Here is a 21,036-nt window from a genome sequence, read left to right as displayed (position 1 = left end):
CGAAGCCCTCCGACTGGTCGAGGTGGAATGGGGGGCCTTGGCTTTCAGGTGTCCAGCCCCCGCGGGTGAGTGCGGTGCGGACGCTGGCGGCGACGTCCGAAGACAGCACGGGGGTGGCTGGACGGCCCGTCCAGTTGCTCGGGTGCGGCGGCTGGCTGGTGGTGGTCACCAGGGTGGCGCCTGGCTTGGCCGCATGCTCGACCGCGTAGGTGAGGGGTGACCGGACCAGCCCCTGGTCGTAGGTCGGCCGTCCGCGAAGTCGCCACCGGTAGGTGACGCCCTCGACGGTGATGTGCCGCGAGCCCTTCTTCACCGGCGTCATCTCCACTTGTTGTCAGGTGGACGGTGTTTCGGGGTCATCGGAAACCACGTGCTCGCCCGGTGGCACGACACCGTTGCTCGGCCTCGACCAGGTCTCTGCCGTACGGGTCGTATCACCGGGCCGCGGGAGGCGCCGCGATCCGCTTCCGGCCGTCACGCCACCGGGGCGTGGAAGTCGATCGGGTACTGGAACTGCCAGGCGTTCTTCTCGGGCTTCATCAGCTTGAACATCGCCGGCAGCAGCGCGTCGCGGATCACCCGTGCGACCGGGCCGGCGGCCTTGCGGGCGTTGGTGCGGGCGGTCTCCTTGATGATGCGCTCCACCCGGGGGCGGCGCAGTTCCTCGTAGCGGGCCAGTGCCTGAGGCAGGGGCAGGTCGCGCAGGCAGCGGGCGAGTTCGACGGCGCTCTCCGCGGCGAGCGAGGCGCCCTGGCCGGAGCTGGAGGAGGGCGCATGGGCCGCGTCCCCGGTGAGGACCATCCGGCCGCGGCTCCAGCGCACCGATCGCGGCATGTTCTCGGTGCTGCCGGTGAAGAGCATCGTCTTGGGGTCGGTGGCCGCCAGCATCGGCCCGGCAGGGGTGGCGTCGCCCTCGCAGACCTGCGCGAGGTGCGTGAGCCAGTAGGCGCCGCCTCGCTCGCGCTGCTCGCCGATGGAGAGCGGCTGCGGCACCGGCAGATTGACGAACCAGATGCCCGTGCCGTCGGCGAGGACCTGCCAGGCGAAGAAGCACCGCTTGCCGAAGGTCATGTGCATCATGCCGCCGGTGGGCGCGACGCCCGTGTCGGCGACCATCGCACCGAACCCGGCCGTACCCGCGAACTGCGGCGCGGGGGCGGTCGGGTCGATCAGGCGGCGGACCGTGGAGCGCAGTCCGTCCGCGCCGATGAGCACGTCCGCCCTCGCCGTGCCGCCGTCCTCGAAGCGTGCGGTGACACCTTCGGCGTCCTCGCTCGCGTCGACGATGCGCTTGCCGTAGACAGTGGTCACTCCCCGCTCCTCGGCCGCCTCGCGCAGGGTGCGGAACAGCTCCGCGCGGATCACGAAGCGCGTGGGGTCGATACCGGGCAGCGTCCCGAACTCGGCCAGTTTCTTTCCGTTCCAGCTCTGCAGCACGATGCCGTTCATCTCGGTGCTGACCGCGCGGATCGCGTCGCCGACGCCGATCGCGTCGAACGCCTGGAATCCGTTCGGCGCCAGGCCCATGCCGCCGCCGACATCGTCGGCCGGGCCGTCGTACGCCTCGAAGACCGTGACCTCGATGCCCGCCTGCCGCAGCGCCATCGCGGTGACGGGGCCGGCGACACCGCCGCCGATGACCAGTGCGGAGCGGACCTTGCCGTTCGTCGTGCCAGTCGAGTTCGTCATGACGGAATAGTTGCACTGTTACTAGTTTCTAGTCAACTAGTTCGTTCGTGGGTAACATCGAGCCATGAGTAACGCGCCCAGGAGTTCCCCCCTCGCCCTGACCGTCCTGGCCCTGCTGCACTACAAACCGCTGCATCCCTACGGCGTCCAGCGCCTGCTCAAGGACTGGGGCAAGGACCAGGTCGTCAACGTCGGCCAGCGGGCCGGCCTCTACCGGACGATGGACCGCCTGCTCGCCGCCGGACTGATCGCCGTCCGCGAGACGGGCCGGGACGCGCAGTACCCGGAGCGCACGGTCTACGAGGTCACGGACGCGGGCAGCGAGACGGCGCACCGCTGGATCGACGAGATGCTCTCCACGCCGAAGCAGGAGTTCCCCGAGTTTCCCGCCGCGCTGTCGCTGCTCATGATGCTGACGCCGGAGGCGCTGCGGGATGCGCTCGGCCGCCGCGCCGAGGCCCTGGAGGCGGCCCTTGCCCGGCACGACGCGGACCTCGCCCGGGAAGCGGACAGCGGGCTGCCGCGGATCGCCATGCTGGAACTGGGTTATGTGCGCACGATGACGGCGGCGGAACTGGCGTGGGTCCGGGGCGTGCTGGCCGATTTCGCGGACGGACGCCTGGCCTGGTCACCCGAGGAACTGCTCGCACACGCGGGCGACGGCGACTGATACCGAGGACGCGTGAGCGCCCAGGGCTCGGCGGGGCGGCGAAGCCGGTGTTGCCGTACCCGGCGCGGGAGATGTCGTCGGTTGAGCCGGTACCGCTGAGCCGGGATCAGGTATCGCCCGTGTGTGAGGCCCTGAGTGTGTAGGCGGTTCCGACGCTGGTCTGCACCCACGCGTCCGGGAGCGCTGCGGCCAGGTTGTGCTGGGCGCGCCAGCCGGTGCAGTGACCGGGGACGATCAGCTCGGGTGCGAGTTCGCTGAGCGCGGCCACCGTCGGGCCGATGACCGGCTCGAAAGCGGGGCCGCTCAAGTGGAAGCCGCCGATGAGGGCCAGCAGTTGACCGACGCCGGTCAGCCTCATGGCGTGCCGGACGATGTTGACCACCCCGGCGTGGCCGCACCCGGTGATGACGACAAGTCCCCGGCCGCGCACGTTGATGACGAGTGCCTGGTCGTCGATGACGGTGGGGTCGTGCCGCCAGCCGTTCCCGTCCCAGGCTTGGTGTGCCTGCGGCATGCCGTGCTCGAACTCGGTGACGCGGTCCACCTCTCCGGTGATCAGGATGCCCCCGGCCAGCAGCGACGGCTGCCGCCGCTCGATCACCTCGAACCCTTCGCGTTCCAGGGCACCCCGTGACAGCGTGGGCATCTCCAGACCCTGGCCGGCCGGCAGTGCCAGGCGGCGGCGTGTCCAGACCGCGGGGTGAACCGTCAGCGGCAGGCCGGAGCGCCCGCGCAGCCGGGCCAGTCCGTCGAAGCCGCCCGCGTGGTCGAAGTGTCCGTGGCTGAGGACGACACCTTGCAGGGCGCCGATATCGATCCCGAGGCGCTCGGCGTTCACCGCCAGCCCGTCCGGCGACGCGCCGGTATCGAACAGCAGGGTGCTGGTCGCGTTGCCGCTCCGGACGGTGACCAGGGCGGAGAAGCCGTGCTCGGCACGCAGCCCCGCGACGGCCTCGCCGCCGGCGAACTGCCACGCGGCGGTCCGCCCGGCACCCACCGACGCCCGGGTGACGCCTTCCACGGAGGCCAGCAGGGCGTCGAAGGTGTTGTCGACCATCGTCGTGACCCTGACCTCGTCGACCACGGGCAGCGTCACCGGGTCGACAGCCGGTCCCTCCGCGAGGCGAGGCGCCGACCACGCCGCGTCCGCCGCCGAGTGCCCGTGATCGTCGCACATGCTAAGAAGCGCCTCCCCGCCGGGACGACCGGCCGGAGGAGCGGATCCCGGCACAGGCCTCAGGTCCGCGGCGGTCGCGCCGGCCGCGGTCGCCGTGCGCGGTCATGCTTGCGCTCCCGCGGGCGGGACGACGACGTCGATGAGCCCGGTGGCCACGTCGTACACGAGCCCTGAGACGAGGACTCCGGCCCGGAGCTCGTGCTTGAGGACGTCGACGTCGACACGAACGGCGGCGACCGGGTCGGTGACCGCCTTGGCGTCCAGGTCTCCGGCCGGAACTTCGAAGTAGTCGGCCAGCAGCTCGGGGAACGCGGCCAGGTCCGTGATCCCGCAGTCGGTGTGGTGCAGGACCGCGTAGTGGTTGATGCCCGGGCCAGAGCCGCCCGTGCGGGCTTGCACGACCTTCGAGAGCATCCCCAGCGTCCGGAGTGTCGCGGGCGTGACCCGCCCTCCGACATTGCGGATCACCGCTGCCTCGCCGAGCTTCAGCCCGAGCACGTCGGACGGGTCGACACGAGGGTCGACGCATCCGATGACCGTCAGGCTGCCACTGGGCATGAGCCTGAGGCCGGCGAATGATCCGCCGTCTGCGAACCCGGTGTTCCGCTCGGCCAGCTCGTCCGTGTCGATCACTGTGACGGCAACCCCTTCGCGCTCTGAGCCAGGACATCCGGTGACGCCCACGGCGACCTCCACCTGCCGCCCATCGTGAACCGACGATGCCTCCCATGCCACTCGGCTTCGCGGCGCATTGTGATCATGCAGGTCAACGCGTTGCGTGATCCGGCACGACGCGTCGGCCGTCCCGGTCCTCGCTTCCTCAGGTACGGCAGCCGGTGACTCCACGGTGAGGCCCCACCGGTTCTCCCGGAGGGGCGTCCTGCCGGCCGATAGCGATGCTCAGCCTGGTCGTGTACACAACTCCACGATCACCCGAGGGACGACGCCTCAACTGACCCTGAGCCAGGTTTCGAGCGCGGACAACGCACCGGCCGCGTGGTTCAACGCCGCCCTCGGACGTGGGGCGCCCCCAGCGTCGACGGCACCGCCCGCCGCGCGCCCTCAGGCCGTCATCCGCCGCACCACACGCCACGCTCGCGGCCATCAGGCACAGCGTGCCGATCGCCCACGGTCGGCAGTCAGCGAACCTAATATCTGTCACATAGCGGCACGAACAGGTGTCTGCCTTGCGAGGCAAGCCTCCCCACCCAAATCGACGGGCGGATCGGCGCAGCGAAGGAGTGACCCCATGACCCGCAGGCGAGTACTCATCACGGGCGCGTCCAAAGGCATCGGCCGCGCGCTGGCCGAGCAGCTGGCAGAAGACGGCCACGCTCCAGTGGGTATCGCCCGCAGCGCGCCGCGGTCCTTTCCCGGCGAGTTCTTCGCGGCCGACCTTGCCGACCGTACGGCCACCGATCAGGTCCTGGGCGAAGTGATGGGCGCGGGACCGGTCGACGCCGTGGTCAACAACGTGGCTGCGGTGCGACCCGCGCCCGTCGGGGAGGTCGCCCTGTCCGACCTCGACGCGGTTCTCGACATGAACGTGCGCACCGCGGTCCAGATCGTCCAGGCCGTACTGCCCGGCATGCGCGGACGGTCCTGGGGCCGCGTGGTGAACGTGACCAGTCTGGTCACCCTGGGGTTGCCCGACCGGACGTCCTATGGTGCGGGCAAGGCCGCCCTGGAGTTCCTGACGCGCGGCTGGGCCGGCGAGCTCGCCACGAGCGGGATCACCGTCAATGCCGTCGCCCCGGGGCCCATCGAGACCGAGCTGTTCCAGGAGACCAATCCGCCCGGGTCGACCGCGGCCGCCCGCTATCTGGCGACCGTTCCCATGGGAAGGTTCGGGCAGCCGGACGAGCTCGCGGCCGCCATCGCCTTCCTGCTCTCCGAGAAGGCGGGGTTCATCACCGGCCAGGTCCTGCGCGTCGACGGCGGTGCGAGCATCGGCCGCACCAGCGCCTGACATGGTTGACGCCACCGGGTGGCCTCCGGGGGCCCCTCCCCCACGTCCGAGCGGCATCGGCCCCGGCTGCGGCGCTGTCACAAAATCAGCCACTTTCCGGTCTTTGACTGAAAAGCCGCATATTTGACTGAAAAGCCGCATATCAGTCCAGATTCATACCGCCGACCTCCCCAGACTCCCGAGGACAGCACTCGATGACCATGATGAGCAGCCGCGACGCAGCGACACTCGGTAAACAGTTGGACGCGTCCGATGACTTCGACACGGCAATCGCACTGCTCGACGAGCAAGGAACAGTCGTCGCATGGACACACCCTGCCGAACAGCTCGTCGGGTACTCCGCCGGGTACATCGTGGGCCGGTCCGCCGCACTCGTACTGCCGTCTTTCACGGAAGCGACGACGACCGCGGCGTTCGTCGAGCAGTGCTGGACCGAAAACGGCTGGTCAGGGGCGGCAGCGGTGCGCCACCGGGACGGCCGGGTGCTCGAGGTCAGCGTGCGGATCACCATGGTGCGCAGCGAGGAGGGGAGAGCGCGCTGGCTCGCGTCCGTGACCGACACCGTGCCGCTGTCCGGGGACGCCGTGGACGGATCGGTGCGGGGGCCGATCCTGGCCCGCGCGCCGATCGGAGTCGGCATTCGTGACCGGCAACTGCGGTGCACCCACGTGAACGACGTTGCCGAGATCCACGACGGCCTTCCCCAGGACCGACGCCTCGGAAATCGATTCAGCGAGGTGTGCTTCGGTGCCAACGCCGAGACGATCGAGGCGGTGATGCGGCAGGTCCTCCAGGGCAGTCTGGCCAAGATCCACGGGTACCGGACGTGGCTGGAGACGAGCCAGGGCCCCGACCGTCAGTTCGTGGCTTCGTTCCAGTGCCTCCTGGGCGCCGACGGCAAGCCGCAGGGGCTGTGTGTCATCAGTGCCGACGTCACCGCGAGCCGGCGGGTCCGTGAGCGGCTCGCCGTCCTCAGCCGGGCCAGTGCGCGTCTTGGCAGCACCCTCGACGTGATGCAGGCCGCCCAGGAACTGGCCGACCTCTCCGTGCCTCTTCTTGCCGACTACGTCGCCGTGGACCTGGAGCAGTCGGTCTCGTCCGGGGAGGAGCCCGCGGTCGGCGTCAGCGCGACGGACCAGCTCCCCACGTTCCGGCGGGCGGGTCTGGCCTCCATGCACCACGGCGTGCCCGAATCACCGTGGGTGCGCGGCGAGCTGGTCGACCCGCCTCCGGCCTCACCGTTCACCGCCGCGCTGCGCGCCGGGAGGTCCCGCATGGGGCCGGTTCTGCGCACGGCTTCGGGCACATGGGTCGACGAGGTGCCGGACCTGGCACACAGGGTCCGCGACAACGGCATGCACTCCGTCATGGTCGTGCCCATCCGTGCCCGGCGCGCCCTGCTGGGCGTGGCGGTGTTCGTCCGCACAACGGATCCCGCGCCGTTCGACGAGGTCGATCTGCTCCTGGCCGAGGAGCTCGTCGCCCGCACCGCCCAGACGTTGGACAACGCCCGTCGGTACGCTCACAAGCACACCCTCGCCCTCACGCTGCAACGCCACCTGCTGCCCCAGCACTTGACGGGTGGCGCGGCGGTCGAAGTGGCGTCGCGCTACCTGCCCGCGGACGTGGACCACGGTGTCGGCGGCGACTGGTTCGACGTGATCCCGCTGTCCGGCGCGCGCGTCGCGCTCGTCGTCGGCGACGTGGTCGGGCACGGCCTTCACGCCGCCGCGGCCATGGACAGGCTCCGCAGCGCCGTCCGCACCCTCGCCGGTTTGGACCTGCCCCCCGAGGAACTGCTGGTCCACCTCGACGACACCGTTCACCGACTGGCCGAGGAGGACGGCGATCTCCGGGACCCGACCACAACGGTGGCAGGCCTCGCCACCTGCCTGTACGCCGTCTACGACCCCGCCACCCGCCGCTGCACCATGGCATCGGCCGGACATCCCCCGCCCGTGATCATCGACCCGCAGGGGCGCTTCACCTACCCCGACCTCCCCGCCGGTGCCCCTCTGGGTGTCGGTCTGGGCGACCCCTTCGAGTCGGTGGAGCTGGAGCTGTCCGAGGACAGCGTCCTCGCCCTCTACACCGACGGCCTGATCGAAGCCCGCGACCACGACATCGACGAGGGAATGCACCGGCTCGGCACCGCCCTCGCACGACCGGGCCGAACGCTCGAGGAACTCTGCGACAGCGCCACACAGACCATTCCCGACCAGGCGCCGTGCGACGACGTCACGCTCCTCCTCGTCCGCACGGGTTCTCTCAGCCCGAGCCGGATGGTCTCCACCACGCTGCCCAGTGACCGGTCCGCCGTGCGCAGCGCCCGCAAGATGGCGACACGACAGCTGGCGGAATGGGGCCTGGAGGATCTCGAGGACGCCACGAAGCTGATCGTCAGCGAACTCGTCACCAACGCCATCCGCCACAGCACCGGGCACATCGAACTGCGGCTCATCCGACACAAGGTCCTGACCTGTGAAGTGTCCGACGCCGGCCCCTGCATCCCGCGCATGCGCCGCGCACGCACCACGGACGAGCACGGACGCGGCCTCCTGCTCGTCACCAGCCTGTCCCGCAGGTGGGGCTCCCGTTCGGTCCCCGGCGGAAAGGTCGTCTGGGCCGACCAGGACCTCCCCCGCACACCCTGCCCGCGATCCGCGGCCGCCTGAGATCGTGCCGTGTCCGTGCACCGAGTAAGGCGGTTGCCGCGAGCGCTCCGCGTAGCTGTACCGGGTCGCCGACCTCGGCGACCAAGCGGCGGAGATTCGGGCGCGGGTGGAGGACCGCGCACCGGATCTACGGGACTGGACTGCGATCTACCTGTCGGCTGATGTCGATGGTCGGGCCCGGATGTGGGAGGACGGCACGGGGCTGGGCGAGCTTGTCCTCGACCAGGCGAGGGTCGCCTGCTTCGACGTGGTTCCCAGGATCCTGAGGCACGTGCTGCCGCACCTGGCATCGGGACGCGCCAGGCGCGGGACAAACGCAGCCGCGGCCGTCGGGGGGCTGGCTCGGCATCCATCGGCATCGGCGCAGCGTCCGGCACTTGTGGAACGGTTGACTTCGATGACTCGGGCGGCCGATTCCCCGTACGATGCGGCAACGATCCTGATCGCAATCGGCCAACTCCGCGGAGACACGCGTCCCTGGCTCAGGGATGCGCGCGTGGGCGTTCGGGGCTGCGCAGCCCTGGCGCCCGAACTTTCCCACGACGCCACAGCGGCCCAGGTGCTGCTGGAACTGGCGCAGTCGCCAAGGGCGTTCAGCGAGTCCTTCGGCGACATGGCTCCGCCAGTGCAGTTCCAGTCCAAGCCGTATCAGGACCTGCTCACGCAGGGTTTTTTGTGGCGGGTTGACGACACCGGGACAGTCGCCTCGTCAATGACCTCAACGTCCGCCCAAGATCGCTGACCCTGGCCCACGTCCAGCCGCCCGAACCCGGTCGAACCTGGTGTGGCTGCCATCAAACGACGGCGGATCGTCCCACACGCCCACTGTGTCCCGAGTACCGGTCCAGGCCAAGGTGTCCAGGCGTACGGCGTCGTGGTGGAGTTCTGGAGTACGTGGAATGAACCAGGCGTCGCCGCAGGCGACTTCGTTCCAGACGTGAACCCGGTCGGCAAGGCCTTGTACGGCCATGTTGATCCTGACGGCTTCCCGTCGTGTGTCGTATTCACGCCCACAATACTTTCAGTGAACATTCACAGGCCACGGAAATCCAGCGTTCACGCAGCGAACACACGGGGACTCGCATTCCGCCCGAACCCCCGGAAACCTCGGCACTCGCGCTCCGTTGCAGCAGTCACTCGATGACGTTCGGTCACCACCGGCTCCCAACTACCCCATTGACATGCACAGAACTGATCTCGCTAATGGGCCCCGGTGAACGCCCACATGTTCACCGCCGCCCGCGAGCCCTACACGGCTCGATCCCAGCAAGCACGCATGGGAGTCACGTTGCGCAGACCAGCGAGAACCAGAAACCCTGTCCGCCGGACGGTGACCAGGGGCCTGGCCGTCCTCGGCGCCGCCGCCATGGCGGTGCTCGGAGTGCAGGCACCGGCATTGGCCACGGGTGTCGCGGACACACACTCCGCCGCCCCGGCCGCCGCCACCCGCGCGTCCTTCGAACCGACGTGTGACACGCCCAAGCCCGGCCAGTTCAGCTGCTTCGCCCTGCGCCGCACCGATGTGAAGGCGGTCAAGGGCCTGTTGCCGGCCGCGGACACGCCGGCCGGCTACGGTGCCGCCGATCTGCAGAGCGCCTACGACCTGCCCACCGACGGCGGCGGCGGTCAGACCGTCGCCATCGTGGACGCCTTCGACGACCCGACCGCCGAGGCGGATCTCGCCGTCTACCGTGCGCAGTACGGCCTGCCCGCCTGCACCACGGACAACGGCTGCTTCCGCAAGGTCGATCAGCGCGGCGGCACCAACTACCCCACACCGGATCCCGGCTGGGCCGGTGAGATCTCGCTCGACCTCGACATGGTGTCCGCGACCGCGCCCAACGCGCACATCCTGCTGGTCGAGGCCGACGACAACAGCTTCGAGAGCCTGTCCGCCGCCGTCGACCAGGCGGTCGCGCTCGGTGCGAAGTACGTCTCGAACTCCTACGGAACCGACTACCGGGGCGGGGGCGGCGAGGACCCGTCCGAGACCACGACGCTGGACGCCCACTACAACCACCCCGGCGTCGCGATCACCGCGTCCACCGGTGACTACGGCTACGGCGTGAGCTACCCGGCCGCCTCGCAGTACGTGACCGCGGTCGGCGGCACCACGCTGACCCGCGCCCCGTCCACCACCCGCGGCTGGACCGAGTCCGCCTGGGCCGACGCCGGTTCGGGCTGCTCGCTGTACGAGCCCAAGCCCGCCTTCCAGCACGACACCGGCTGCGACAACCGGGCGCTGGCCGACGTCTCCGCCATCGCGGAGAACGTGGCGGTCTACCAGACCTACGGCCACAACGGCTGGGCGGTCTACGGCGGCACCAGCGTCTCGTCGCCCATCATCGCCTCTGTGTACGCCGCCGCCGGCACCCCCGTCGCCGGCTCGTACCCGAACGCCTACCCGTACGCGGCGGGCACCGGGATCAACGACATCACCACCGGCAGCAACGGCAGTTGCTCCCCGTCGTACCTGTGCAACGGAGCCGGCGGCTACGACGGCCCGACCGGTCTGGGCACCCCCGCCGGCCTGTCCGCGTTCCGCAGCGGCCCGCACGGCGTCATCACCGGCAGCGTGACCGACGGCGCCACCGGCAAGGCCCTGGCCGGCGCGACCGTCACCGCGGGCGAGAGCGTCGCCCGCACCGACGCCACCGGCGCGTACTCCCTGACCGTGCCCACCGGCACCTACGACGTCTCCGTCGAGGCGTTCGGCTACTCCGACAGCTCGGCCGACGGTGTCGTCGTCGACGACGACGCCACGGTGACCAAGAACTTCACCCTCTCCGCGGTACCCAGCCAGACGGTCGCCGGCAAGGTCACCGACGGCTCCGGCCACGGCTGGCCGCTGTACGCCAAGATCACCGCGGACGGCGTCCCCGGCGCCGTGTGGACCGACCCCGCGACCGGCTCCTACAGCCTGGACCTGCCCCAGGGGCACTCCTACACCCTGCACGTCGCCTCGGCCACGCCCGGCTACCAGGCCGTCAGCAAGAAGGTCACCGTCGGCAACTCCGGGCAGACGGTGAGCATCTCGGTCCCGGTCGACTCCTGGACGGGCACCCCGCCCGGCTACCGGATCGACGTGACCGGCACCAACGAGCCGTTCGACGCCACCGACGCCCCGCCGGCCGGCTGGAAGGTGGAGAACGCCGAGGGCACCACCGGCGGCTGGGAGTTCGACGACCCGGGCAACCGCGGCAACGGCACCGGCGGTGACGGCGCGTTCGCCGTCGTCGACAGCGACCACTTCGGCGGCGGGGCCACGCAGGACTCCTCGCTGCTCAGCCCGGTCTACGACCTCACGGGGAAGAACGACCCCGAGGTGGCCTTCAACACCGAGTACAAGTCGTACAACGGCCAGTCGGCGACCGTCGAGGCGACGGCCGACGGCGGCGACACCTGGACCAAGATCTGGTCGGCCGGCCCGGACGTCACCGGTGACCGGATCGAGGCCTCGCTGTCCGACTTCGCCGGCAAGCCGGCGGTGCAACTGCGCTTCCACTTCACCAGCAGCTTCGGATGGTGGTGGTCGGTCGACAACGTTTTCGTCGGCAACCGGCAGCTCACTCCCGTCCCCGCCGGCCTGGTCGTGGGCAACGTGACCGACGCCAACACCGGTGACGGCATCGTCGGAGCCACCGTCACCAGCCAGGACAAGCCGTCCGAGAAGGCCACCACGGTCGCCACGCCCGACGACCCGAACCTGCCCGACGGCTTCTACTCGTTCGTCTCCACCGCCTTCGGCAGCCACCCCTTCACGGCGGCCAAGGCCAAGTACACCTCGCTGACCAAGAACGCCAAGCCCGGAGCCGACAGCGCCGTCCAGGCGAACTTCAAGCTCAAGGCCGGCAAGGTCACGATCACTCCGGCCTCCGTCTCGGCGTCCGTCGCCTGGGGCGGCTCGGCGTCGCAGAAGCTGACCGTCAAGAACACCGGTGGCGCGGCCGCCACGGTCAAGCTCGGCGAGCAGTCCGGCGGCTTCACGCAGCAGGACAAGGGCGCCGCACTGCGGACCGTCAAGGGTGACTACACCGCACTGTCCAGCAAGGCCCACGCATCGTCGGCCAAGGCCACGCCGGCCGCCGCGACCCCGGCCGACGACGCATGGCAGACAGGCCCGGACCTCCCGACCGCCCTCATGGACAACGCCGTCGACACGCTGGACGGCAAGGTCTACTCGGCCTTCGGCTTTGACGGTTCGACCGACGTCAAGGACCTGTACGTCCTCGACCCGGTCGCCGGCAGCTGGACGAAGCTGGCGAGCGCGTCCGACACCCGTGAGGACCCCGCGCACGGCTTCATCGGCGGCAAGCTCTACGCCGTCGGCGGCTGGGGCCCGAGCGGCGCCCCGGACGCGAAGCTGGAGATCTACGACCCGCAGTCCAACAGCTGGACCACCGGTGCGTCCGCGCCCAAGCCGTACGCCGGCTCCGGCACGGCCGTCCTCGACGGCAAGCTGTACATGATCGGCGGCTGCGGCGGCGACTTCTGCGCCACCACCGACGCCAGCGTCTACGACGCGAGCACCGACAGCTGGTCCCAGATCGCCGCCTACCCCGAGCCCATCTCGTGGGAGGCGTGCGGCGCCATCGACGGCCAGATCTACTGCGCCGGTGGTCTGGGCCCCAACGAGAACGACATCGTCCACACCTACGCCTACGACCCGGGCGCCAACAGCTGGACGCAGCTCGCCGACGTCCCGGCCGCCCAGTGGGGTTCCTCGTACGCCGCCGCCAACGGCCGTCTGATCCTGGTCGGCGGTGTCGGCAACAACGCCCTCACCAACCGGAGCCAGGCCTTCGACCCGAAGTCCGGCACCTGGGGCACCCTGCCCAACGCCAATGTCGCCACCTACCGCGGCGGCGGCGCACCGGGCTTCTACAAGGCCGGTGGCGGCAACGCCCCCGGCGCGCCGATCAGCAAGGTCGAGGTGCTGCCCGGCTACGACCAGGGTGGGGCGAGCGACGTCGACTGGCTCGGCGAGAGCGTCCAGCAGCTCACCCTGGAGCCCGGCGCCAGTGCGGTCGTCACCGTCTCGCTGGACGCCACGGCTGCCTCGATCACCCAGCCCGGTGACCTGACCGCCGGCCTGAGCGTGGGCACCGACACGCCGTACTCCGTGCCGCGCATCCCGGTCACCCTGCACGTCGCGCCGCCCAAGACCTGGGGGAAGATCGCCGGTCTCGTCCTGGGCAACACGGCCACCGGCGGCACCGCGCCGCTGGCCGGGGCGACCGTCCAGATCGACAGCTGGGCCTCGTCCTACACGCTCACCACGGCCGCGGACGGCACGTACGGGCTGTGGCTCGACGTCCGCAACAACCCGCTCACCGTCATCGTCGCCAAGGACGGCTACCAGCCGACCGTCACGACGATCAAGCTGAAGAAGGGGGAGACGGTCACCGGCAACTTCACGCTGAAGCGCAAGTAGCCGGAGGAAGCGTTAGGGACCGCGCCGGCGGCACCGGGAACGGGCCCGCCGGCGCACCCCGGGCGCGCAGCACGACAGGCAGGAGGGCCGGCCCCCGAGGGGGCCGGCCTTTCGCGTGGGCGAACCGCCCCCGGGCAGGGCGGAGGTTCGCATACCCGGTCCTGCGACGGTCCCGGGCCGGGCCCTCAGCGGCGGCCTCCGCCGGTGCACCGTAAAACACAGGGCGGAAATAGAGATGAAAAATGCAGCAAAGATCGCAAAGTGGGCCATTTGACCGCAGTAGCCTGAGAAAGGTGCGTGCTGCGCAGGCCCCGCGACCGTTCAGGAGGAAGCTCGCATGACCGTTCGACTCGACGCCGCGTCGCTGGATCCCGGTGATCGTGCGGACGCGATCCGTGAGTTCTCGTGCTCCGTCAATGGCCGCGTCGAGGTGGACCTGCCGCCGAATCCGCATCGTCAGCGGGCCTACGTGACCACCAACGCGCTGGGGTCGGTGAAAGTCTCGGAGATCGGCTGGAACGTGACCCGCCTCCTGTCCAAGGCCGCCCCGGTGGACGAGGACACGGTGCCGCATGTTCTCGTCAATCTCCAGGAGGCGGGGGTCTCCGACGTCCGCCAGGGGGGCAGGCACGCATTGAGAAGGGCCGGGGATCTCACCGTCATGGACGACGCGAAGCCCTACGAGATCCTTTTCCACGGCTCGACACATTCGGTTCTCGTGAGCGTTCCCACGCATGCCCTGGGGCTGCGGCCGTCCTTGCTCGACCAGATCACTGCCGTGCCGCTCAGTTCGGAGCGCCCGGTCGTGGGTGCCACTGCGGCGTTCTTCACACGACTGGCCCGCCACCAAGCCGCAGCCGGCGAAGCTGAGGGTGCCCTGTTCGCTGAGCCCAGTGTCGACCTGATCAGGGCGGTGGTCACCGTGGCCCTGGACCTGGACGACCAGGCCAGAGCGCCCCTGAACAGCACACTTCTTGTGCGCGTTCAGGAATACGTCCGTCTCCACCTGGCTGACCCCGACCTGACTCCCGAGCGTATCGCTGCCGAGCACGACGTTTCCGTACGCTGGCTCTACCTGACCCTGTCCCGAGCGGGCATCACCCTCGGTGAATGGATTAGGACGCAGCGCCTCGAGGAGTGCAGGAGAGAACTGGCCTCCCCAGTGCATCGGTTCACGACGATCGAGGCCATCGCCCACCGGTGGGGATTCGCCAGCGCGGCCCACTTCAGCCGCGTTTTCAAGGCCGCGTACGGTGTGAGCCCCCGCGAGTTGCGGTTCCAGCACGCGGCGGGGCGAGCCGACTCCCACCGGTCTGACTGACGCCGAGCCGCATGCCGGCCTCGCCGGGCAATTACCCGTTCGGCCTGACACGTCCTCACGTGAGCCCATGCTTGGCGAGACGGCGTGGACCTCGTACCGCGCATCGAGGTGGCGGTCCTGGAGGGGCACACCGATCCGGTGCGGAGCGCGTGTTCCTTCAAGGCCGCGGGCCGGACACTGCTGGCCGGCGGCGGCCGGGAAGCGGCGGTCCGCATCCGGGATCCCGCCACCGGCACCCTGCCGCGGACTCTGCTCGGGCACACCGGCGAGGTGTCGGCGGTGCTCTTCGCCGCCGGCGTCCGGATCACCGCCGACGACGGGGCGGTACGGACCTGGGACCCGGCCACCGGGGAGCCGATCGCCAGGATGCGCGGCTCCCTGTCCGGCATCGCCGATGTCTCCGAGGCCACCGTCGCCGGCGGGGCGCTGCCGGTCACTTCGGGCGGGCGGACCGGACCGTGCGGCTCTGGTACCCCGGCACCGGTGAGCGCGTCCCGACGATCCCCGTCCACCACGAGGTGCTCCGCAGCGCTCACGCCGGCGACGGGGTGCCGGCGGTCGCCGTGCCTTCCGGAGTGCTCGTCCACCGGATTCGGGCGCGATGACGGCGCCGGGTCCGCCGGCCGGCATGGTCCGGCGGTTCCGGCGGTTCCGGCGGTTCCGGCGGTTCCGGCGGTTCCGGCGGTTCCGGCGGTTCCGGCGGTTCGGCCGATTCCCAGGCTCTGAGCGCCGCCAGGGTTATTCGGCGCGCCCGACGCCTTTCCACCGGCCCGCGCTCACCGCGTCAACGGGCACGTAATCCCGCCGCCGAAGGTGTCAGTAAGCCTTTCCCTGGGCGGATTTGCTGCCCGGGTCCGCGTCTGGGATCTTGTCCGGGGCGGCGACGTCGAACGACGCACCCCCCGTCCGGCGCCCGGTGCCCGGGGTCACCGCCGGACCGGCGGGTGGGTCGTGGCCAAGCCGCGAAGAGCGGCCCGCCGACATGTCCTTGGCCGTACGGAGAAGGGAAACAGCGTGAATACCGAGAAAGTTGTCGCCCGGCGTCTCACCTCGGAAGAGGTTGCCGAGCTGAGCCACCAGGACGCGATATTCGTCTCGGCGTCAACGGAAGACCTCGCGCTCGACTGCTACGCCCCGGCTCTCCTTGTGAAGCCGGGCAAGAGCTTCGAGGGGGGATCCTTCACCGCAAGGACGATCTTCGGTGAGGAAATACACGTTCTTCCGGACGATGCCGAAGAGCGCGGTATCTGGGTTGCCGACGAGGCCGGCGAGGAAATAGAGGTTCTCCAGAGTGCCGGTGTCCTGCTGAACCTCGCCCTCTTTGTGCCCGACGGGACCAAGGAATCCCTGGAGGCGCTCTACAACGCCGCGCGTGAGGCATTCGGCGCGGGGATCGTCCAGCGCTGGAGCGAGGAAGTCGTCGCGGTGCCGGACGTCAAGGTCGACCTGTTCGAAGAGCCGGCGCGCGGGCGGAAGAGCACGAGCAACCAGAACCGTGACCGCCGCGCCCTGGACATCTACCCCACCCGAGTGCGGTTCATGGAGCCCAGTGCCGGCTGGAGGTTCGTCCTCGAACCGCACAAGGAGACCATCGACGACATCCCCACGATCTGAGCTCGCGGCGGCCCCGATGAGGGCGGCTCGGCGGCAGAAGGCCCCCTTGGACGCGCAGGCGGATTCTTGGGGGCCTTCGCGTTTCCGTGGGTCAGGCGCCGGTCCCCGTGGCCGTGTTCATGGTGCGGGGAGTGTCCCAGTGGATGCCGGTCAGCTGCTGCGAACGCTCCCACAGGCGGCGTCCTAGGGCGCGTATCGAGTCGCGCGTTCGCCCGCTTTGAGGCCGCGCAGGCCGCGAGGGGCGTGTACCTCCAGGACCACGCGATGTCGTCCAGATCGAGGGTTCACCCTCCTCGTGCAGGCAGGAGGTCACCGTGAGCACCCGCGGCGACGGCGAGCGTCGCAGCACGGGTGGCAGCAGCGTCGTGAGCGCGAAGTGGCCGAAGGGGTTCCCCGCGAAATGGCGCTCCGCGCCGTGCGCCGTGACACCGTGCCCGACCATGGAAAGGCCCGCGTTGTTGATCAGTGCGTCGACGGACTCCAGAGGTACCTGCGCGCCTGGGAGGACTACGCCGTCGCCGCGCCCGCGTCCGCCGCCGGAGTGCCGGACCCGGCCGCGGAGTGAGCGGGCTCGACGGGGACGTCCAGGCGCCCGGCCACGGTGGTGAGCGCCGCTCCCAGCGGAAGCGCGACCCGGGTGAGCGCGTAGCGGTCGCCGCGGGTTGCGTCCCGGTTGACGATGAGCACCGGCTTCCCTGCCTGGGCCGCCTGGCGGACGAACCGCAGCCCGGACATCACCGTCAGTGAGGAGCCCAGGACCAGCAGCGAGGCCGCCTCGGCCACCAGCTCGCGGCAGTGCTCGACCCGCGGCTGAGGGACGGCCTCGCCGAAGAAGACCACGTCGGGTTTGAGGACGCCGCCGCAGATCGTGCAGGGCACCACGGCGAACTCCCCCACCTGCTCGTCGGTGAGGTCTGCGTCGCCGTCCGGGTTGATCGCCGCGGCCACCGGCTCGAAGCCCTCGTTTGCCTCCTCCAGCCGCCGGGCGAGCTCGCCGCGCGGACTCGACGCGCCGCAGGAGAGGCAGACCACCCGGGCCAGGTTTCCGTGGAGCTCGACGACCCCCTCACTGCCGGCGGCCTGGTGCAGGCCGTCGACGTTCTGGGTGATCACACCGGACAGCAGGCCGCGCCGCCCGAACGCGGCCACCGCCCGGTGACCCGCGTTGGGCCGTGCCCGGCCGAAGGTGCGCCACCCGAGATGGCTGCGCGCCCAGTACCGGCGCCGCGCCTGGGCGTCCCCGGTGAAGTCCTGGTAGGTCATCGGGGTGTGCCGGCTGAGGCTGCCGCCCTCGCCCCGGTAGTCCGGGATACCCGACTCCGTGGAGATGCCGGCCCCGCTGAGCACCAGCACACCGCCGGCGGCCAGCGCGTCGGCGACCGGCTCCAGATCCGTGGTGGCCGGAGGCAGGTCCTCGGTGGGGGTCCAGCTCAATGTGGGGCGCATACGCATGCCGCCAGGGTACGGAACGGGCGGCCATCGGTCGTTCCGCCCATGACCGCGGTGGCCCGCCGTGCTCCTGTTGTGCCGCCGGTCAGGGGACGACGATGACCGGCTGCTGAGCACGGCGCGCCAGCGTGTGGGATATCGACCCGAAGAGCCCGCCGCCGGCCCCCCGCGACTGACCGACGATGATGGCGTTCGCCCGGTATTTGCGGCCGGCCTTCTCCAGCTCGTCCGCGATGACGCCAGTGCGCCGGACAAGGGTCCAGGACAGGCCTGACAGGTGTTCCTCGCGAGCGAGCCGGTGCACCAGCGAGTGCGTGCCGTCGTGCCGGCCCTGCTCGACGACCGGCGCCTCGAAACCGAAAAACGACGCGACCGCGTTCTGCTTCGCGACGTGGACGATGACGAGCGCGGATCCGGAACGCCGCGCCATCCCGGCCGCGTAGGACAGCGCCCGTCTGCTGGACGCGGAGCCGCTGTACCCCACCAGCACGCCGTACCGGTCCACGGTCGTGTGAAGGGTGTCGAAGCCGAAAGCCTGCTCCCAGGCGGTGGCCGACCATCGGAGCGGTCCGTCGCCACCGGTTTCGGGCGCACCAGGGCCTGCCATGAGAAACCTTTCCGGGAACGCTTCGCCGTCTTCAGGCACGACCGGAGACACCGGTCAAACGTGACAACCGCCCGCGTCGCGGGTAGGCGAAGGGCGCATGTGCCGGATCCGCCTGTTGCGGGGACGCGCGGCCGCGTGAGCTCCTCCGGAGTTGAACACGTGGTGTGACGCCTGCCACCCATCGGTGACACTCGGTTGCCGCCCTGTGACAGGTATCCGCAACCCGTCCCACGCGGTGTGACGTCTTCCGGGTCCGTGGCGCGGTATCGGCAAGAACGACGGCGGCCGGCCTGATGCCGGTGTGGGCGAGAGCGGCTGCAACTGGGAGAACTCCGACACCTACCACTCGGTCACGCTGAGCACGGTACGGCGCATACGCCGTACCGGGCCGGTCTGTCGTCCCCGGGTGCCCCGTGGGCGTTCACCCTTTTTCCACCGCACAGGCGGGTGCTTCCACCTCCCCGCTACCGGCCGCAGAGCCAGGCTGCAGGCGTGGCAGATATCTGGGTTGTGATCGGAGTCGTCGGGTTCCTGGCCGCGATGCTGGGCCTGATTTGGTGCTTGGAGCGAGTGTGAGCGCGACTGACGCGTTGCTGTTGGTGTTGTCGATCGTCACGTTCATCTATTTGGGCGTGGCACTGTTCAAGGCGGAGCGGTTCTGATGGCGTTCGCATTGACCATCGTCGTGATGGTCATCGTCCTGGGGCTGTGCTGGCGGTTCCTGGGTTCGTACATGGTCGCGGTGTACGAGGGCCGCTCCCGTTGGCTGTCGTGGCTGGAACGGCCGATCTACCGTGCTCTGCGCGTGTCGCCGGAGTCGGAGCAGACGTGGCAGCGGTATGCCGCGTCGGTGGTGGGCTTCACCGCCGTGGCGCTGCTGATCACCTACGGCATCTTCCGGCTGCAGGGGTCCTTGCCGTTCAACCCGCAGCATTTCGGCGCGGTGCGGGCGGACACGGCGTGGAACACGTCGGTGTCGTTCGTCACGAATACGAACTGGCAGTCGTACTCGGGTGAGACGACGATGTCCTATCTCTCGCAGATGGGCTCACTGGCGGTGCAGAACTTCCTGTCCGCCGCGGTCGGGATGGCGGTGGCGGTCGCGCTGGTGCGCGGTTTCGCCCGCAAGGGGTCGCCGACGATCGGCAACTTCTGGGTGGACCTCGTCCGCGGCACGATCTACGTGCTGCTGCCGATCGCGTTCGTCGCGGCGATCGTGTTCATCGGGCAGGGCGCGGTGGAGACGATGGCCGGCGCGGTGCCGGTCCACAACGAGCTGAACGGAGCCGGGCAGTTGCTGGGCCGCGGCCCGATGGCCTCGCAGGAGGCCATCAAGCAACTCGGCACGAACGGGGGCGGGTTCTTCAACGCCAATGGCGCGAACCCGCTGGAGAACCCGACCGGACTGACGAACCTGCTGTCCATCCTGCTGATCTTGTCCATCCCGGTCGCGTTCACCTACGTGTTCGGCAAGATGGTGTTCAGCACGCGCCAGGGCCTGGCGATCCTCGCGGTCATGACGGTGCTGTTCGCCGGCTGGCTGACGATGTCGGCGGTGGCGGAGCACCAGGGCAGTCCGGCCATGGTGGCCGCCGGTCTCAGTGACGCCGGCGTCGGGAACATGGAGGGCAAGGAGACCCGGTTCGGGGTGTTGTCGTCGTCGCTGTACAACGTGACCTCGACACAGACCTCGACGGGATCCGTGGACTCGGCGGCGGACTCGTACACGCCGATCGGCGGGTTCGCGATGCTGACCGGCATGATGCTCGGCGAGGTCAGCCCCGGCGGCGTCGGGACCGGCCTGTACGGGATTCTGCTGTTCGCGGTGCTCACGGTGTTCATCGGCGGGCTGATGGTCGGACGCACACCGGAATACCTGGGCAAGAAGATCCAGGCGAGAGAGGTGAAACTCGCCGCGCTCGGGGTGCTGGTCATGCCGATCACGGTCCTGGTGCTGACCGCCGTCGCGGCCGCGACCCACGTCGGCAGAGCCGGGCCGCTCAATGCCGGGCCGCACGGGTTCTCCGAGATCCTCTACGCCTACACGTCGCAGACCAACAACAACGGGTCCGGGTTCGGCGGGCTCAGCGCGAACACCCCGTTCTACAACATCACCGGCACGATCGGGCTGCTGCTGGGCCGTTTCGGGATGATCATCCCGGTCCTGGCGCTTGCAGGCAGCATGGCGGCGAAGAAGCCCGTCGCCGCGGGACCCGGCACCTTCCGCACCGACAAGCCGATGTTCGTCGTCCTGCTCACCGCCGTGATCCTCATCGTGGGCGCGCTGACGTTCTTCCCCGCCCTGGCTCTGGGGCCGCTGGTCGAACAGGTCAGCCACGGACTGTTCTGAGGTCCGTGAATCCGGTGCGTGCCGAAGCTGTACCCCCCCCTCTGTCACCGCGGTCGATGCGCGTGTGGAAAGGAATGCTGT

At 69.9% G+C, this 21,036-nt stretch carries 14 protein-coding genes; 9 read left to right on the top strand and 5 right to left on the bottom strand.

Annotation, left to right across the window (positions count from 1 at the left end):
* Positions 1-474 precede the first annotated feature (474 nt).
* A complete protein-coding gene (locus RV983_RS36635) occupies positions 475-1,689 on the bottom strand; it encodes an FAD-dependent oxidoreductase (protein WP_475990019.1) in 1,215 nt (404 codons plus the stop codon).
* A gap of 64 nt (positions 1,690-1,753) precedes the next feature.
* On the opposite strand from RV983_RS36635, the gene RV983_RS36630 reads away from it, so the two are divergent.
* On the top strand, positions 1,754-2,359 hold the full coding sequence (locus RV983_RS36630) for a PadR family transcriptional regulator (RefSeq protein ID WP_475990018.1): 606 nt from the start codon (positions 1,754-1,756) through the stop codon (positions 2,357-2,359).
* Positions 2,360-2,465: 106 nt separating this feature from the next.
* Here the strand turns inward: RV983_RS36630 and RV983_RS36625 are convergent, their stop codons facing one another.
* Both RV983_RS36625 and RV983_RS36620 read right to left on the bottom strand, forming a co-directional pair.
* A complete protein-coding gene (locus tag RV983_RS36625; RefSeq protein ID WP_475990017.1) occupies positions 2,466-3,536 on the bottom strand; it encodes an MBL fold metallo-hydrolase in 1,071 nt (356 codons plus the stop codon).
* Between the two features lie 102 nt (positions 3,537-3,638).
* Positions 3,639-4,169, bottom strand: coding sequence for a carbonic anhydrase (locus RV983_RS36620; protein ID WP_475990016.1), 531 nt, complete (start codon positions 4,167-4,169; stop codon positions 3,639-3,641).
* A gap of 616 nt (positions 4,170-4,785) precedes the next feature.
* Here RV983_RS36620 and RV983_RS36615 point away from each other — a divergent pair.
* From RV983_RS36615 to RV983_RS36590, 6 genes are all read left to right on the top strand, one after another.
* The gene (locus RV983_RS36615; RefSeq protein WP_475990015.1) at positions 4,786-5,505 is read left to right on the top strand and encodes an SDR family oxidoreductase; all 720 of its coding nucleotides are present in this window, start codon (positions 4,786-4,788) and stop codon (positions 5,503-5,505) included.
* A 194-nt stretch (positions 5,506-5,699) separates the two neighbouring features.
* Positions 5,700-8,180: a SpoIIE family protein phosphatase gene (locus RV983_RS36610; RefSeq protein WP_475990014.1), complete on the top strand. Its 2,481-nt coding sequence runs from the start codon at positions 5,700-5,702 to the stop codon at positions 8,178-8,180.
* 106 nt (positions 8,181-8,286) lie between these two features.
* Entirely contained in the window at positions 8,287-8,922 is a 636-nt protein-coding gene (locus RV983_RS36605) for a hypothetical protein (protein ID WP_475990013.1), read from the top strand.
* Between the two features lie 624 nt (positions 8,923-9,546).
* Positions 9,547-13,614, top strand: a complete 4,068-nt coding sequence (locus RV983_RS36600; RefSeq protein WP_475990564.1) for a carboxypeptidase regulatory-like domain-containing protein — start codon at positions 9,547-9,549, stop codon at positions 13,612-13,614.
* 337 nt (positions 13,615-13,951) lie between these two features.
* Positions 13,952-14,935, top strand: coding sequence for a helix-turn-helix domain-containing protein (locus tag RV983_RS36595; RefSeq protein ID WP_475990012.1), 984 nt, complete (start codon positions 13,952-13,954; stop codon positions 14,933-14,935).
* A gap of 1,014 nt (positions 14,936-15,949) precedes the next feature.
* On the top strand, positions 15,950-16,549 hold the full coding sequence (locus RV983_RS36590) for a hypothetical protein (RefSeq protein WP_475990011.1): 600 nt from the start codon (positions 15,950-15,952) through the stop codon (positions 16,547-16,549).
* A 507-nt stretch (positions 16,550-17,056) separates the two neighbouring features.
* Here the strand turns inward: RV983_RS36590 and RV983_RS36585 are convergent.
* On the bottom strand, positions 17,057-18,001 hold the full coding sequence (locus RV983_RS36585) for an NAD-dependent protein deacetylase (protein ID WP_475990010.1): 945 nt from the start codon (positions 17,999-18,001) through the stop codon (positions 17,057-17,059).
* Between the two features lie 82 nt (positions 18,002-18,083).
* The gene (locus RV983_RS36580) at positions 18,084-18,605 is read right to left on the bottom strand and encodes a universal stress protein (RefSeq protein ID WP_475990009.1); all 522 of its coding nucleotides are present in this window, start codon (positions 18,603-18,605) and stop codon (positions 18,084-18,086) included.
* Between the two features lie 572 nt (positions 18,606-19,177).
* On the opposite strand from RV983_RS36580, the gene RV983_RS36575 reads away from it, so the two are divergent.
* Entirely contained in the window at positions 19,178-19,267 is a 90-nt protein-coding gene (locus RV983_RS36575; RefSeq protein WP_475990008.1) for a potassium-transporting ATPase subunit F, read from the top strand.
* Complete coding sequence (kdpA, locus tag RV983_RS36570; protein ID WP_475990007.1) at positions 19,267-20,955, top strand: potassium-transporting ATPase subunit KdpA; 1,689 nt, start codon at positions 19,267-19,269, stop codon at positions 20,953-20,955. The genes RV983_RS36575 and kdpA overlap by 1 nt, the downstream gene beginning before the upstream one ends.
* The last annotated feature ends 81 nt before the right edge of the window (positions 20,956-21,036 follow it).

It is taken from the genome of Streptomyces sp. RLA123 (assembly GCF_056270165.1).
This window is presented reverse-complemented; position numbering and strand designations above follow the sequence as displayed.